Origin of the sequence: Pseudomonas sp. TCU-HL1, assembly GCF_001708505.1 — a bacterium.
Lineage (GTDB): Bacteria > Pseudomonadota > Gammaproteobacteria > Pseudomonadales > Pseudomonadaceae > Metapseudomonas.
In genome coordinates this window covers 1,256,804-1,271,362 of sequence record NZ_CP015992.1, presented here as the reverse complement: position 1 = coordinate 1,271,362, position 14,559 = coordinate 1,256,804, and the positions used below count along the sequence as shown (strand labels likewise).

The 14,559-nt window shown below is 63.6% G+C and carries 15 protein-coding genes, 1 tRNA gene and 1 pseudogene; 12 read left to right on the top strand and 5 right to left on the bottom strand.

The genetic code is table 11. The features are described 5' to 3' along the window. Positions 1–41: 41 nt before the first annotated feature. From yajC to queA, 3 genes are read right to left on the bottom strand one after another with little or no spacing between them, the layout of a single operon-like run. Complete coding sequence (yajC, locus tag THL1_RS05890) at positions 42–383, bottom strand: preprotein translocase subunit YajC (RefSeq protein ID WP_069082383.1); 342 nt, start codon at positions 381–383, stop codon at positions 42–44. Between the two features lie 55 nt (positions 384–438). Continuing rightward, complete coding sequence (tgt, locus tag THL1_RS05885) at positions 439–1,554, bottom strand: tRNA guanosine(34) transglycosylase Tgt (RefSeq protein WP_162493746.1); 1,116 nt, start codon at positions 1,552–1,554, stop codon at positions 439–441. Between the two features lie 14 nt (positions 1,555–1,568). Further along, on the bottom strand, positions 1,569–2,618 hold the full coding sequence (gene queA, locus THL1_RS05880; protein ID WP_069082381.1) for a tRNA preQ1(34) S-adenosylmethionine ribosyltransferase-isomerase QueA: 1,050 nt from the start codon (positions 2,616–2,618) through the stop codon (positions 1,569–1,571). Positions 2,619–2,727: 109 nt separating this feature from the next. Between queA and THL1_RS05875 the strand changes: the two genes are divergently transcribed. The 3 genes from THL1_RS05875 (at position 2,728) to THL1_RS05865 (ending at position 3,918) form a co-directional block, all read left to right on the top strand. Continuing rightward, positions 2,728–2,813: transfer RNA gene (locus THL1_RS05875), tRNA-Leu, on the top strand. 291 nt (positions 2,814–3,104) lie between these two features. Further along, a complete protein-coding gene (locus THL1_RS05870) occupies positions 3,105–3,317 on the top strand; it encodes a cold-shock protein (protein WP_016491057.1) in 213 nt (70 codons plus the stop codon). Positions 3,318–3,420: 103 nt separating this feature from the next. Then, positions 3,421–3,918 carry an RDD family protein gene (locus THL1_RS05865; RefSeq protein ID WP_069082380.1) on the top strand — a complete coding sequence of 166 codons (498 nt, stop codon included), beginning with the start codon at positions 3,421–3,423 and terminating at the stop codon, positions 3,916–3,918. A 51-nt stretch (positions 3,919–3,969) separates the two neighbouring features. Here THL1_RS05865 and lptG read toward each other — a convergent pair whose 3' ends face one another. Beyond that, positions 3,970–5,031 (bottom strand): LPS export ABC transporter permease LptG, encoded by a 1,062-nt coding sequence (lptG, locus tag THL1_RS05860; protein WP_069082379.1) that lies wholly within the window; start codon positions 5,029–5,031, stop codon positions 3,970–3,972. Further along, positions 5,024–6,145 carry an LPS export ABC transporter permease LptF gene (gene lptF, locus THL1_RS05855; RefSeq protein WP_069082378.1) on the bottom strand — a complete coding sequence of 374 codons (1,122 nt, stop codon included), beginning with the start codon at positions 6,143–6,145 and terminating at the stop codon, positions 5,024–5,026. Before lptF ends, lptG begins: the two co-directional genes overlap by 8 nt. Before the next feature lie 143 nt (positions 6,146–6,288). Between lptF and THL1_RS05850 the strand changes: the two genes are divergently transcribed. From THL1_RS05850 to rlmF, 9 genes and pseudogenes are all read left to right on the top strand, one after another. After that, the gene (locus THL1_RS05850) at positions 6,289–7,776 is read left to right on the top strand and encodes a leucyl aminopeptidase (RefSeq protein ID WP_069082377.1); all 1,488 of its coding nucleotides are present in this window, start codon (positions 6,289–6,291) and stop codon (positions 7,774–7,776) included. Further along, positions 7,773–8,189 (top strand): DNA polymerase III subunit chi, encoded by a 417-nt coding sequence (locus tag THL1_RS05845; RefSeq protein ID WP_069082376.1) that lies wholly within the window; start codon positions 7,773–7,775, stop codon positions 8,187–8,189. Before THL1_RS05850 ends, THL1_RS05845 begins: the two co-directional genes overlap by 4 nt. Positions 8,190–8,202: 13 nt before the next feature. Then, positions 8,203–8,673 (top strand): DNA polymerase III subunit chi, encoded by a 471-nt coding sequence (locus THL1_RS05840; RefSeq protein ID WP_069082375.1) that lies wholly within the window; start codon positions 8,203–8,205, stop codon positions 8,671–8,673. 120 nt (positions 8,674–8,793) lie between these two features. Beyond that, entirely contained in the window at positions 8,794–11,643 is a 2,850-nt protein-coding gene (locus THL1_RS05835; protein WP_069082374.1) for a valine--tRNA ligase, read from the top strand. Positions 11,644–11,707: 64 nt separating this feature from the next. Beyond that, entirely contained in the window at positions 11,708–12,004 is a 297-nt protein-coding gene (locus THL1_RS05830; RefSeq protein WP_069082373.1) for a winged helix-turn-helix domain-containing protein, read from the top strand. A 37-nt stretch (positions 12,005–12,041) separates the two neighbouring features. Then, positions 12,042–12,200, top strand: a complete 159-nt coding sequence (locus THL1_RS30070) for a hypothetical protein (protein WP_161490958.1) — start codon at positions 12,042–12,044, stop codon at positions 12,198–12,200. Next, positions 12,152–12,763: pseudogene (locus THL1_RS05825) on the top strand (SLC13 family permease); the annotation flags it as partial. The gene THL1_RS30070 and the pseudogene THL1_RS05825, both read left to right, overlap by 49 nt. 97 nt (positions 12,764–12,860) lie before the next feature. After that, positions 12,861–13,421 carry a TVP38/TMEM64 family protein gene (locus THL1_RS05820; protein ID WP_069082372.1) on the top strand — a complete coding sequence of 187 codons (561 nt, stop codon included), beginning with the start codon at positions 12,861–12,863 and terminating at the stop codon, positions 13,419–13,421. A 55-nt stretch (positions 13,422–13,476) separates the two neighbouring features. Continuing rightward, entirely contained in the window at positions 13,477–14,469 is a 993-nt protein-coding gene (rlmF, locus tag THL1_RS05815) for a 23S rRNA (adenine(1618)-N(6))-methyltransferase RlmF (protein ID WP_069082371.1), read from the top strand. The last annotated feature ends 90 nt before the right edge of the window (positions 14,470–14,559 follow it).

Here is a 14,559-nt window from a genome sequence, read left to right as displayed (position 1 = left end):
GGCGCCTGATGGCGCCCCGTCGGTGTTGATCCATGGATCCGTTAGATCGCTTTCAGAGTGCCCTTCGGCAGGGTCGCTGCGATCGCGCCTTTCTGGAACTTCAGCTCGACACTGTCGGACACTTCGATGACCACGAAGTCATCGGTGACCTTGGTGACCTTGCCGGCGATACCGCCGGAGGTGACCACTTCGTCGCCCTTCTGCAGGCCGGAGAGCAGGGTCTTGTGCTCCTTGGCGCGCTTGGCCTGGGGACGCCAGATCATCAGGTAGAAGATGACCAGGAAGCCGATCAGGAAAACCCACTCGAAACCAGTACCAGCGGGACCAGCAGCGGCGGCCGGTGCGGCGGCGTCGGCATAGGCGGCGGGAATCAGAAAGCTCATTTAGCACTCCTGTTGCGGAAATTTGAAAAATCGACTCGGAAAATATGCGGCTTTATCAGTCCAGGGGCGGAGTCGGTAGTCCGCGCTTGGCATAGAAGGCATCGACAAAGGCGGCCAATTTACCCTGTTGGATTGCCTCGCGCAAACCAGCCATCAGGCGCTGGTAATGCCGCAAGTTGTGGATTGTATTCAACATGCTGCCGAGCATTTCGCCGCATTTGTCCAGATGATGCAGATAGGCGCGGGAGAAGTGTTTGCAGGTGTAACAGTCGCAGGTCGGATCCAGCGGAGCATCGTCATGCTTATGCACCGAGTTGCGGATTTTCAGCACGCCGGTATCGATGAACAGGTGACCATTTCGCGCGTTGCGGGTCGGCATCACACAGTCGAACATATCCACACCACGTCGCACACCCTCCACCAGATCCTCCGGCTTGCCGACGCCCATCAGGTAGCGCGGCTTGTCCGTCGGCATCTGGCCAGGCAGGTAGTCCAGCACACGGATCATCTCTTCCTTCGGTTCGCCGACTGACAGGCCGCCGATGGCCAGACCATCGAAGCCAATCTCGCTGAGCCCCTCAAGGGAGCGCATGCGGAGCTCTTCGTGCATGCCGCCCTGGACGATACCGAACAGTGCCGCAGTGCTCTCACCGTGAGCCACGCTGGAACGCTTGGCCCAGCGCAGGGACAGCTCCATCGAGCGCTTGGCGGTGTCGAAGTCAGCCGGATAAGGCGTGCACTCGTCGAAGATCATCACGATATCGGAGCCCAGGTCGCGCTGGACCTGCATGGACTCCTCGGGCCCCATGAACACCTTGGCGCCGTCCACCGGGGAGGCGAAGGTCACGCCCTCTTCCTTGATCTTGCGCATGGCCCCCAAACTGAACACCTGGAAGCCGCCGGAATCGGTGAGGATCGGACCCTGCCACTGCATGAAGTCGTGCAGATCGCCATGACGCTTGATCACCTCCATGCCCGGCCGCAGCCAGAGGTGGAAGGTGTTGCCCAGGATGATCTGCGCGCCGATGCCTTCGATGTCGCGCGGCAACATCCCCTTCACGGTTCCGTAAGTGCCTACAGGCATGAAGGCAGGCGTTTCGACGACACCCCGAGGGAAGGTCAGGCGGCCGCGACGGGCCTTGCCGTCGGTGGCCAGCAGCTCGAAGTTCATCCGGCAGGTGCGCGTCATGCTTGGTCCTCGGGTCCGCGCGGGGCGGGATTGCGGGTGATGAACATGGCATCACCGTAACTGAAGAATCGGTACCCCTGCTCTACCGCAGCGGCGTAGGCGGCCATCGTCTCCGGGTAACCGGCGAAGGCCGAAACCAACATCAACAGGGTGGATTCGGGCAGGTGGAAGTTGGTGACCAGCGCATCGACCACATGGAAGGGCCGACCCGGGTACAAGAAAATGTCGGTATCGCCGCTGAATGCCTTGAGCTGGCCATCGCGCGCGGCGCTCTCCAGGGAGCGCACGCTGGTGGTGCCAACGGCGATCACCCGACCGCCACGAGCGCGGCAGGCAGCGACGGCACCCACCACATCCTGACCTACCTCTAGCCACTCACGGTGCATGTGGTGGTCTTCGATACGCTCCACCCGCACCGGCTGGAAGGTACCAGCACCCACGTGCAGGGTGACGAAGGCGCTCTCCACGCCCTTGGCGGCAATGGCGTCCAGCAGCCCCTGGTCGAAGTGCAACCCGGCGGTGGGCGCCGCGACAGCACCGGCATGGCGGGCATAAACCGTCTGGTATCGCTCACGGTCATCCGCGTCGTCCGGCCGATCGATATAAGGTGGCAACGGCATGTGGCCGACCCGCTCCAGCAGCGGAAGCACTTCTTCGGCGAACCTGAGCTCGAACAGCGCATCGTGACGGGCGACCATCTCGGCCTCGCCACCACCATCGATCAGCAGCGTCGAACCCGGCTTGGGAGACTTGCTGGAGCGGACGTGGGCCAGCACGCGATGGCTGTCCAGCACGCGCTCGACAAGGATCTCCAGCTTGCCGCCGGAAGCTTTCTGGCCGAACAGTCGGGCGGGGATCACACGGGTGTTGTTGAACACCATCAGATCACCAGGGCGCAGGTATTCCAGCAGATCAGCGAAGTGCCGATGGTTCAGGGCACCCGTTTCACCTTCCAGTACGAGAAGGCGGCTGGCGCGGCGCTCGGCCAGAGGATGACGGGCAATGAGAGCTTCAGGGAGCTCGAAGTGAAAGTCGGCTACACGCATGGTGGGGGGTCGTATCGCAGGGGCGCAGATAGTACAGGAAATGGCCGTTCCTGACCACGAAGACGGATTGACCGGGCCAGAGCGCCTCCCTATACTGCGCCGCCATCGTGCCTCGGTGGCGGAATGGTAGACGCGGCGGATTCAAAATCCGTTTCTGGCGACAGAGTGAGAGTTCGAGTCTCTCCCGGGGCACCACGATATCCTCAGCCTTTTTCAGGCTCCTCCCCTTGTTTTCCCGCCCGTCCGGGCCTTTTCTCCCGCCTGTAAAGTTTGCCCCTTCGGGGCTTGGCATTAGCGCAGGACTTAGCGTAGAGTTGGTCAACTGTGTTTGCATGGGTCGCTGTTGAATCGTGACCTGATGCGGTAGATCACCAGATCCGCTACATCCCGCTCGACTTCTCTTACCTCTTTGCAACCAGTTCCAGCCCTTCTGGCGCACCAGTGAACAGCAGGCTGTCATCAACTTCAGTTTCAAGGATTAAAGATATGTCGAATCGTCAAACCGGCACCGTCAAATGGTTCAACGACGAGAAAGGTTTTGGTTTCATCACCCCGGAAAGCGGCCCGGATCTGTTCGTTCACTTCCGCGCTATCGAAGGCTCCGGCTTCCGTAGCCTGAAAGAAGGCCAGAAGGTTACCTTCGAAGCCGTACAAGGCCAGAAAGGCATGCAGGCTGACAAGGTTCAGGTCGTTAACTGATCCTGAGCTTCGCCGAAAGCCTCTGATGGAAACATCAGGGGCTTTTTTGTGTCTGCTGATCGGCTGCTAGAATGGCGCGCTTCCCACACGCCAAGAGCCTGCAATGCCGAAACATCAGCTGCGCCCCCAGGGCGACTTCCCCACCGCCGGGCTCATTCGCCGCTTCGCCGCGATCTTCTACGACTTCCTGCTCTGCGTCGCCCTGCTCATGGTGGTCACGCTTTTCTACCAGCAGGTCGTGTTGCGCCTGATCTACGGCAGCGAGCGCCTGCGCCAGCTGGCCGACCAGGGTGCCCTCTCCGGCGACCCAGTACTCTCCACCCTGCTGGTGTTCGCCCTGTTCGGTTTCTTTGCCAAGTTCTGGACCCACAACGGCCAAACCCTCGGCATGCAGGTCTGGGGCATTCGCGTACAGAACAAGGATGGCTCGGCCATCAGCCTGTGGCAGGCGCTATTGCGCTTCGTGATCGCCATCGGCTCCTGGCTGACCCTGGGCCTGGGCTTCTTCTGGAGCCTGTGGGACAAGGAGAAACGCACCTGGCACGACATCTACTCCGATACTCAGGTAGTCCACCTCCCCAAGGCGGCGCACAAGAAATGAACCCATGAAAAAGCCGGCGAAATGCCGGCTTTTTCATAGCGCGATCGCGGATCAGCCCGCGCGCCTCAGCAACCACAGACCCGCCAGGGCACAGATACCTGCAGGCACCAGCACCGCGAACAACGGCGAGAAGCCGAACACCAGACTCGACGGCCCAAGCAAGTCCTGACTGATGCGCACCACGAATCCGATCACCACACCGGTGAATACCCGCTGCCCAAGCGTAACCGAGCGCAGAGGGCCGAAGATGAAGGAGATCGCCATCAGCACCAGCGCCCCCGTCACCAGAGGCTGCAACACCTTGGTCCAGAAGGCCAGCCAGTAGCGGCCGTTGTTCAGGCCCTGCTCGGCCAGGTAGTGGGTATAACGCCAAAGCCCTGTGATGGACAGCGCCTCGGGCTCCATCACCACCGTACCCAGCAGCTGCGGATTGAGCTGGACATCCCAGCGCTCGGTGACGTTGCTGACCACCTCGGTGTGGTCCCCACGGAAGTGGGTGGTGGCGACATCTTCCAGTTGCCAGTGGTCGCCCTGGTACAGGGCACGCTTGGCGAAGCTGGCGGACTGCATGTGACGCTCGCCATCGAAACGGTAGCGGGTCACGCCGTAGAGCACGCCATTGGGCTGCACGGCGTTGATGTGCACGAACTCTTCGCCCTGACGATGCCACAGGCCGCGCTTGGAGCTTTGCGCTTCACCTCCGCCCTGGGCCAGGGAGCGGCTTGCCTGGGCGAGGTTTTCGCTCCACGGAGCCACGTACTCGCCGATCAGCACCCCTGCCAGCATCAGCACCAGCATGGGCTTCATAACCGCCCAGACGATACGGCCGATAGAAACGCCAGCAGCGCGCATCACGGTCAGTTCACTGCTGCTCGCCAGAGTGCCGAGGCCGATCAGGCTACCGATCAGCGCCGCCATGGGCAGCATGTCGTAGATCCGGCGCGGCAGGGTCAGGAACACGTACCAGGCCGCCGCGAACACATCATAATCGCCGCCGAGGTCGCCCAGCTCATCGATGAACGCGAACAGCGCCGCCAGGCTGACGATGACCCCCAGCACCGCGAGGATGCCGAAGAACACACTGGTACCGATGTAACGATCCAACCTAACCATGGGCCACCTCACGGGCATCACGACGAGCCGCCCACTTCAGGCGCAGAGGCTCCCAGTACAACAACAGCAGGCCGACCGCGATGAACAGCCCATGCACCCACCACAAGCCGAGCGCCATGGGAATCCGACCCTTGTCCAACTGGCCGCGAGCGGCGATCAGGAGGGCCAGGTACGCCATATACAGCAGGATCGCCGGCAGCAGCTTGAGGAAGCGGCCCTGGCGCGGGTTGACCCTGGACAGCGGCACCGCCAGCAGGGTGACCACGAACACCAGCAGCGGAATGGACAGGCGCCACTGCAACTCGGCCTGGTAACGTGGATCGTCGCTGCCGATCAGCGATGACGTGGGCACCGCCTCACGCTCGCCAATTTCGGAGGTGATTTCCGGCTTGGGCAACAGCACGCCGTAGGTTTCGTACTGGATGATGCGGTAGTCGGCCTTGCCGGGATTGCCGTCGTAACGGTAGCCATTCTTGAGGATCAGATAGCGGCTGCCATCCGGCTGGATCTCCTGGTGGCCCTTCTCCGCCACCAGAACGCCGATGCCACGGTCCTTGCCATCCTGGCGCGACAAGCGCTTCTCGGAGATGAACACGCCTCCCAGCTCGCCCCGGTCAGCGGAGAGCGTCTCGGTGTAGGTCACCCGGCCGCCGCCCTTGAGCGCCTGGAAACGCCCGGGCACCAGCGTATCGAGTTCGGTCAGCGCATCCTGCTCATTCAGGATGCGCGCCACCTGACTCACACCCTGTGGCGCCAGGCCCAGGCTCAGCCAGGCCACCAGCAAGGCGACCAGCAAAGCCGGTGCCAGGCTGTAGGCCATCAGCCGCTGCTGACTCATGCCGGTAGCACTGAGCACAGTCATTTCACTTTCGAGATAGAGACGGCCATAGGCCAGCAGGAAACCAAGGAACAGCCCCAGGGGCAGGATCAACTGGAGGAAACCGGGAATCCGGAACCCCATGATCAGGAACAGCACACCGGGGTCCAACGCACCCTGTGCGGCCTGCGCCAGGTACTTGATGAAACGGCCGCTCATGATGATTACCAGCAGCACGGCACTGACCGCACTCAGAGTAACCAGGACCTCGCGGGAGAGATAACGGAAGACAATCAAAACCAGACACTCCAGGGTTGTCAGGCTCGGGCGGCTACGCTCAAACTAGCCGCTTTATGGCCAGCCCGCCGATCTGACGGGCCACTGAAAAAATAGCCGGCATTATCCGTTAATCCCGGTTCTTTGTCTTGGGGACACATGTCATGGAATTCCTCGTCAAAAGCGCCCGTCTGGAAACCCTGAAAACCGCCACGCTGGTCGTCGCGGTCGGCGAAGGGCGCAAGCTCGGCGATGCGGCCAAGGCCCTTGACGCTGCCGCTGGCGGCGCCATCTCCACCCTGCTCAAGCGTGGCGACCTGGCCGGCAAAGTGGGCCAGACCCTGCTTCTGCACAGCCTCCCCAACCTCAAGGCCGAACGCGTGCTGCTGGTGGGCACCGGCAAGGAGCGCGAACTCTCTGACCGCCAGTTCCGCAAAATGATCGCCGCCGTGAACGGCGTGCTGAAAGGTCTTGGCGGCAGCGACGCCACCCTGGCCCTGGACGAATTGTCCGTGAAAGGCCGCGACGCCTATGGCAAGGCCCGCCTGATGGTGGAAACCCTTGCTGATGGCGCCTACGTCTTCGACCGCTTCAAGAGCCAGAAAGCCGACCCCAACGCGCTGAAGAAAGTCACCCTGCTGGTGGACAAGGCCCACCAGGCCGATGTCGAGCGTGGCAGCCTGCACGCCCAGGCCATCGCCAATGGCATGGCCTTCACCCGCGATCTCGGCAACCTGCCGCCGAACCTCTGCCACCCCAGCTTCATCGCCGAGGAAGCCAAGACCCTCGCCAAGGCGCACAAGAATCTCAAGGTCGAAGTGCTCGACGAGAAGAAGCTCAAGGAGCTCGGCGCCGGTGCCTTCCTCGCCGTGGCCCAGGGCAGCGAGCAACCGCCGCGGATGATCGTGCTCAACTACCAGGGCGGCAAGAAGGACGACAAACCCTTCGCCTTGGTTGGCAAGGGCATCACCTTCGATACCGGCGGCATCAGCATCAAGCCGGCGGCCGGCATGGACGAGATGAAGTACGACATGTGCGGCGCCGCCAGCGTGCTCGGTACCTTCCGCTCCGTGCTGGAGCTGCAACTGCCGATCAACCTGGTAGGCCTGCTGGCCTGCGCCGAGAACATGCCCAGCGGCGGCGCTACCCGTCCGGGCGACATCGTCACCACCATGAGCGGGCAGACGGTGGAAATCCTCAACACCGACGCCGAAGGCCGTCTGGTGCTGTGCGACACCCTGACCTACGCCGAGCGCTTCAAGCCGCAAGCAGTGATCGACATCGCCACCCTTACCGGCGCCTGCATCGTCGCCCTGGGTAGCAACACCTCGGGCCTGATGGGCAACAACGACGGCCTGGTGAAGCAGATTCTCCAGGCCGGCGAATACGCCGATGACCGCGCCTGGCAGTTGCCGCTGTTCGACGAGTACCAGGAGCAACTGGACAGCCCCTTCGCCGACATCGCCAACATCGGTGGTCCGAAGGCCGGCACCATCACCGCTGGCTGTTTCCTGTCGCGCTTCGCGAAGAAGTTCCACTGGGCGCATCTGGACATCGCCGGTACCGCCTGGATCAGCGGCGGAAAGGATAAAGGCGCCACCGGCCGCCCGGTACCCCTGCTCACGCAGTTCCTGCTGGACCGTATCAAGTGAGGATAGAGTTCTACGTACTCTCCTCGACCAACCCGGCGGACCGCCTTCGCGCGGCCTGCCAGTTGGCGGCCAAGGGCTGGCGGCACGGACTGCCGGTCCTGCTGCGCTGCAGCGATGCCGCCCAGCGCGACGAGCTGGACCAGCTGCTCTGGCGCTTTCGCGCCGAAAGCTTCATTCCTCACAGCCTCATCGACGACGACGCCAACGCTCCGGTAGTGCTGGCCCTGGACGAAGAGCCCGCGGTCCCGCAAGGCCTGCTGATCAACCTCGCTTCGAGCATTTCGCCTCACGTCGAGCGTTTCAGCCGGGTCATCGAGATCGTCAACCAGGAACCCGACCTGCTCGCCGCCTGCCGGGAGAATTTCCGCGCCTACCGGCAGCGGGGCTATGATCCGAAACGAGTCGAACTCTAGTCGTAACCGCCCCATGGACACCCCGAAGATCCCCCCTGAGCCAGCGCACCTGCTGGACGACCTCGAATCCATCCGCGCACTGCTTGGCGATGAGCCCAGCGGCAATGAGCCGCCTCTGCTGACCGACAGTCTGGATGCCGACGGCATTCCGCTGCTGTCTGAAATCGTCGAGCCGCCCCCGGCACCACAGGCAGCGCCTGTCCTGGCCACCCCACCGCCCGCCCCGCTTCAGGCTGCCACCGTCCCGTCACCGGAACCGGACGCGCCGCCCCTGGCGTCCACGCAGCCGCTGGCCGATGCCATTCGCCAGCGCATGACGGCCGCCGGCAACCCCGAACTGGTGCGCCTGGACAGCGAGCTGCGCGCCGCCGCGCAGCTGATCCTGCAAGACGTGATCGACGACTTCGTGCCGCAGATCGAAGCCGAACTCAAGCGACGCCTCGAGGCCCGCCTGACCCGCCTTCTGCCTCCGCGCCGGCAGTGATCCACCCCGCCCGGTAACCACCGGGCACCGCCTGCAACGCGCGCCAATGCTTTCGACGGTCCGTTGCCGTTATACTCTTTCGTTTTCCCGTTCAGACGCCTCTAGGGTCCCCGCCGAACCATGGACAAGACCTACCAGCCCCACGCCATCGAAACCTCCTGGTACCAGACCTGGGAGAAGAACCACTACTTCGCCCCGCAAGGTTCCGGCGACCCGTACACCATCATGATCCCGCCGCCGAACGTGACCGGCAGCCTGCACATGGGTCATGGCTTCAACAATGCCATCATGGACGCGCTGATCCGCTTCCGCCGCATGCAGGGTCGCAACACCCTGTGGCAGCCGGGTACCGACCACGCCGGCATCGCCACCCAGATGGTGGTGGAGCGCCAACTGGCCGCCCAGGGTGTCAGCCGCCACGACCTCGGCCGCGAGAAGTTCCTCGACAAGGTCTGGGAATGGAAGGAACAGTCCGGCGGCACCATCACCCGCCAGATCCGCCGCCTCGGCTCCTCCGTGGACTGGTCGCGCGAGCGCTTCACCATGGACGACGGCCTCTCCGAAGCGGTCAAGGAAGCCTTCGTGCGCCTGCATGAAGACGGCCTGATCTACCGCGGCAAGCGCCTGGTCAACTGGGACACCAAGTTCCACACCGCCATCTCCGACCTCGAAGTGGAAAATCACGACGAGAAAGGCAGCCTGTGGAACCTGCGCTATCCGCTGGCCGACGGCCACAAGACCGCCGACGGGAAGGACTACCTGATCGTCGCCACCACCCGTCCGGAAACCATGCTGGGTGACAGCGCCGTCGCCGTGCACCCGGAAGACGAGCGCTACAAGAACCTGATCGGCACCTTCGTCGAGCTGCCCCTGGTGGGCCGCCGCATCCCGATCATCGCGGACGAGTACTGCGACCCCGAGTTCGGCACCGGCTGCGTGAAGATCACCCCGGCCCACGACTTCAACGACTATGAAGTCGGCAAGCGCCACAACTTGCCGCTGATCAACATCTTCGACAAGAACGCCGCGGTACTGGCCCACGCCCACGTGTTCAACCTGGACGGCAACGTCAACCACGAAGTCGATGGCAGCCTACCGGCCGAGTACGCCGGTCTCGACCGCTTCGAGGCGCGCGCGCGAATCGTCGCCGCCTTCGAACAGCTCGGCCTGCTGGAGAAGATCGAAGACCACGCGCTGAAAGTGCCCAAGGGCGACCGCTCCGGCACCGTCATCGAACCCTGGCTGACCGACCAGTGGTACGTCTCCACCAAACCCCTGGCCGAACCCGCCATCGCCGCCGTGGAAGACGGCCGCATCCAGTTCGTGCCCAAGCAGTACGAGAACATGTACTTCTCCTGGATGCGCGACATCCAGGACTGGTGCATCAGTCGCCAGCTCTGGTGGGGCCACCGCATCCCGGCCTGGTACGACGAGGAAGGCAACGTCTACGTCGGCCGCGACGAGGCCGAAGTGCGCGCCAAGCACAACCTGGGCGACATCGCCCTGGAGCAGGACGAGGACGTGCTGGACACCTGGTTCAGCTCCGGCCTGTGGACCTTCTCCACCCTGGGCTGGCCGGAACAGACTGAGTTCCTCAAGACCTTCCACCCCACCGACGTGCTTGTCACCGGCTTCGACATCATCTTCTTCTGGGTCGCGCGCATGATCATGCTGACCATGCACCTGGTGAAGAACGAGGACGGCACCGCGCAGGTTCCGTTCAAGACCGTGTACGTGCACGGCCTGGTCCGCGACTCCCAGGGCCACAAGATGTCCAAGTCCAAGGGCAACGTCCTGGACCCGCTGGACATCGTCGACGGCATCGACCTCGACACCCTGCTCGAAAAACGCACCAGCGGCATGATGCAGCCCAAGCTGGCCGAGAAGATCGCCAAGCAGACCCGGGCGGAGTTCCCCGAGGGCATCAACAGCTACGGCACCGACGCCCTGCGCTTCACGTTCTGCTCGCTGGCCTCGACCGGCCGTGATGTGAAGTTCGACATGGGCCGCGTCGAGGGCTACCGCAACTTCTGCAACAAGCTGTGGAACGCCGCCAACTTCGTCATCGAGAACACCGATGGCCAGGACTGCGGCGTCAACGACGAGCCGGTGGAACTGTCCTCCGTCGACCGCTGGATCATCTCCGCCCTGCAGCGCACCGAGGCCGAGGTCACCCGCCATCTCGACCAGTTCCGCTTCGACCTGGCCGCCCAGACCCTCTACGAGTTCATCTGGGACCAGTACTGCGCCTGGTACCTCGAACTGGTCAAGCCGGTGCTGTGGGACGAAAACGCCCCGATCGAGCGCCAGCGCGGCACCCGCCGCACCCTGATCCGCGTGCTCGAAGTGGCGCTGCGCCTGGCACACCCCTTCATGCCCTTCATCACCGAAGAAATCTGGCAGCGCATCAAGGCCCAGGCCGGCAAGAACGGCGCCACCCTGATGCTGGAGCCCTGGCCGGTAGCTAACGAGGCACGCATCGACGACGCCGCCGAAGGCGACATCGAATGGGTCAAGGCGTTGATGCTCGGCGTGCGGCAGATCCGTGGCGAGATGAACATCTCCATGGCCAAGCGCATCGACCTGCTGCTCGCCAATGCCAACGATGAAGACCGTCGCCGCCTGGCCGACAACGAGCCGCTGCTGAAGAAGCTGGCCAAGCTGGAGTCCATCCGCATCCTGGCCGCCGGTGAAGAAGCCCCGATGTCCGCCACCGCCCTGGTAGGCGACATGCAGGTGCTGGTGCCCATGGCCGGCCTGATCGACAAGGGCGCCGAGCTCGCCCGCCTGGACAAGGAAATCCAGCGCCTGGACGGCGAGGTGAAGCGTGTCGGCGGTAAGCTGGGCAACGAAGGCTTCGTCGCCAAGGCGCCGGCCGACGTGATCGAGAAGGAGCGCGCCAAGCTGGCCGAAGCCGAACAGGCCCTGGCCAACCTGACCGAACAGCGCGCGCGAATCGCCAGCCTGTAACCCCCAACGAGGCCCGCTATTGCGGGCCTCGTTCATTGCATCGCCAGCAGCGCAAGGACCGCCCATGGAAATCAGCAAAACCAAGACCAGCTACTACCGTCGCCTCTACGTCGCCTGGCTGATCGACAGCGGCACCGCCACCAGCGTCCCGGCCATCATGGACGCCACCGGCATGCCCCGCCGCACTGCCCAGGACACCCTGCTGGCCCTGGCCGAGCTGGATATCGATTGCCACTTCGAGCAGGAAGCCGGCGAGCGCAATAATGCCGGGCATTACCTGATTCGCGACTGGGGCGCCATCGACAAGCGCTGGATCGCCGCTAACTTGCATCAGATCAAGGCCATCCTGGGTTACCCCTGACAAACTGCCGCCCCCGCCAGTCACTGGGAGCTCCTGTTTGAACCTCGATCTGCTGATGGTGCTGGGCCTGCTCGTGGCCGCCATCACCCTGTTCGTCCTCAACAAGCCACGCATGGACGTGGTTGCCCTGCTGGTCATAGTCGCCCTGTGGATGAGGTGGCGCCCACCGCGCGCAAGGCACCCTACGCCCTGCTGAGCCTGGCGGTGATGATCTTCCTGATGGTCAGCGGCCTGGTACCCAACGTGATGGCCGCGCTGATCGGCTGCCTGCTGATGGGCGCCTTCCGCTGCATCGACCTGGACAGCGCCTATCGCGCCATCCACTGGCCCACGCTGATCCTCATCGTCGGCATGCTGCCCTTCGCCCAGGCCCTGCAACAGACCGGCGGTATCGACCTGGCCGTGAAGGGGCTGGTCGCCCTGCTCGGCAATGCCGGGCCCTACGCCATGCTCGCCTGCCTGTTCATCGTCACGGCGGTGATCGGCCTGTTCATCTCCAACACGGCCACCGCCGTACTCATGGCGCCGGTGGCCATTGCCACGGCCCAGCAATTGGGGATGTCGCCCTGCCCCTTCGCGATGATCGTCGCCCTGGCTGCTTCCGCCGCCTTCATGACGCCCATCTCGTCGCCTGTGAATACCCTGGTGCTGGGCCCCGGACAGTACCGCTTCGGCGACTTCGTAAAGGTAGGCGTGCCCTTTACCCTGCTGGTGATGATCGTCAGCGTGCTGTTTGTGCCGCTGCTGTTCCCGCTCTAAACCGAGACATTCACGTAACCAACGCCGTTACCCGGTGCGCACGGCGCACCCTACCCCATTGGGCTTCAATGTAAGGGACAACGCTGGAGCCCTTACCATGTACAAGTACCGCCGCCTGCTGCTGGTGGCCCTGTTCCTGGGCCTGTTGCTGGCCGCCTTCCAGCTAAGTGGGCTGCGCGACAACCTGAGCCTGCAGTACCTGCATGACACCCTGCTGGCCCACAAGGGCTGGGGCCTGCTGCTCTTCGCCTTGCTGTTCGCGGTGGGTAACCTGATCCAGATTCCGGGCTGGATCTTCCTCGCCGCCGCGGTGCTCGCCCTGGGACGCCTCTGGGGCGGCCTGACCACCTACCTGGCCGCGACCTTTTCCTGCTGCTGTACCTTCCTGCTGATCCGCTTGCTGGGCGGCAATGCCCTGCGCAATCTGGATAACCGATTGGCACAGCGCATCATCGCCCACCTCCACGAACGCCCGGTGACCGTCATTGCGCTGCTGCGGGTCCTGTTCCAGACCGTTCCGGCCCTCAACTACGCGCTCAGCCTCAGCGGCGTGCGGTTTCGCTACTACCTTGTGGGGACCTTGCTCGGCCTGCCGCTCCCCATCGCCGTCTACTGCCTGTTTTTCGACTACCTGGGGCGAGTCCTGAACCTCACCTGACTGGATGGCATCGCCTGTGGGAAAATGCCGCGTTTCCCTTGCCGACTCTGCCAACATGCCGCAACCATCCAAGCGCCCCCGCCCTGCCAACGCCAAGCCGCCCGCTGCGCCAACCAAGGGGCAATTGCACCCACGCAATCGCCATCAGGGCCGCTATGACTTTCCCCAGCTGATCCAGGGCAGCCCGGAGCTGGCGCGCTTCGTCATCACCAACCCCTACGGCAAGGAGAGCATCGACTTCGCCGACCCGGAGGCGGTCAAGGTGTTCAACCGGGCCCTGCTGCGGCAGTTCTACGGCATCCAGCATTGGGACATTCCCGCTGGCTACCTCTGCCCGCCCATACCCGGTCGCGCCGACTACCTGCACGGCCTGGCCGACCTGCTGGCCGGGGATAACGGCGGGCAGATTCCGCACGGCAAGGGCATCCAGGCGCTGGATATCGGTGTCGGCGCCAACTGCATCTACCCGCTGATCGGCCATAGCGAATACGGCTGGCACTTCACCGGTGCCGACATCGACCAGACAGCCCTTGGTTCGGCGCGCGCGATCATCCAGTCCAACCAGTTGGACGGTGCCATCGACCTGCGCCATCAGCCCCAGCCGAAGCACATCTTCAAGGGTCTGGTCGCGCCCGGCGAGCGCTTCGACCTGACGCTGTGCAACCCGCCCTTCCACAGCTCGCTAGAGGAAGCCACCCGTGGCAGCCAGCGCAAATGGAAGAACCTCGGCAAGCTCGATCCCAAGCGCAAGCTGCCGGTGCTGAACTTCGGTGGCCAGAACGCTGAGCTCTGGTGCGACGGTGGCGAGGTCGGCTTCCTGCAACGAATGGTGGACGAGAGCGTGCAGTTCAAGGAGCAGGTGCTGTGGTTCAGCAGCCTGGTCTCCAAGGGCGGCAACCTGCCCGGCATGGAAGCCCGCCTGCGCCGCAGCGACGCCATGGAAATCCGCGTGCTGGAGATGGCCCAGGGCCAGAAGCAGAGCCGCTTCGTCGCCTGGACCTTCCTCGATGCCGCGCAGCGCGAAGCCTGGCGCAAGGAACGCTGGTAGTGATGGAGGTGGGCTGAAGCCCACCCTGCACCAAGCCTCGGCGTCCGTTGTGGGAGCAATTTCAATCGCGAATGAATTCGCTCCCACAGT

Bases quoted from the DNA above. Each gene is read 5' to 3' on its own strand.
- yajC (WP_069082383.1), bottom strand. From the start codon at position 383: ATGAGCTTTCTGATTCCCGCCGCCTATGCCGACGCCGCCGCACCGGCC.
- tgt (WP_162493746.1), bottom strand. From the start codon at position 1,554: ATGAACTTCGAGCTGCTGGCCACCGACGGCAAGGCCCGTCGCGGCCGC.
- THL1_RS05835 (WP_069082374.1), top strand. From the start codon at position 8,794: ATGGACAAGACCTACCAGCCCCACGCCATCGAAACCTCCTGGTACCAG.
- THL1_RS05850 (WP_069082377.1), top strand. From the start codon at position 6,289: ATGGAATTCCTCGTCAAAAGCGCCCGTCTGGAAACCCTGAAAACCGCC.
- rlmF (WP_069082371.1), top strand. From the start codon at position 13,477: ATGCCGCAACCATCCAAGCGCCCCCGCCCTGCCAACGCCAAGCCGCCC.
- lptG (WP_069082379.1), bottom strand. From the start codon at position 5,031: ATGGTTAGGTTGGATCGTTACATCGGTACCAGTGTGTTCTTCGGCATC.
- THL1_RS05820 (WP_069082372.1), top strand. From the start codon at position 12,861: ATGTACAAGTACCGCCGCCTGCTGCTGGTGGCCCTGTTCCTGGGCCTG.
- THL1_RS05830 (WP_069082373.1), top strand. From the start codon at position 11,708: ATGGAAATCAGCAAAACCAAGACCAGCTACTACCGTCGCCTCTACGTC.
- THL1_RS05840 (WP_069082375.1), top strand. From the start codon at position 8,203: ATGGACACCCCGAAGATCCCCCCTGAGCCAGCGCACCTGCTGGACGAC.
- THL1_RS05865 (WP_069082380.1), top strand. From the start codon at position 3,421: ATGCCGAAACATCAGCTGCGCCCCCAGGGCGACTTCCCCACCGCCGGG.
- THL1_RS05870 (WP_016491057.1), top strand. From the start codon at position 3,105: ATGTCGAATCGTCAAACCGGCACCGTCAAATGGTTCAACGACGAGAAA.
- queA (WP_069082381.1), bottom strand. From the start codon at position 2,618: ATGCGTGTAGCCGACTTTCACTTCGAGCTCCCTGAAGCTCTCATTGCC.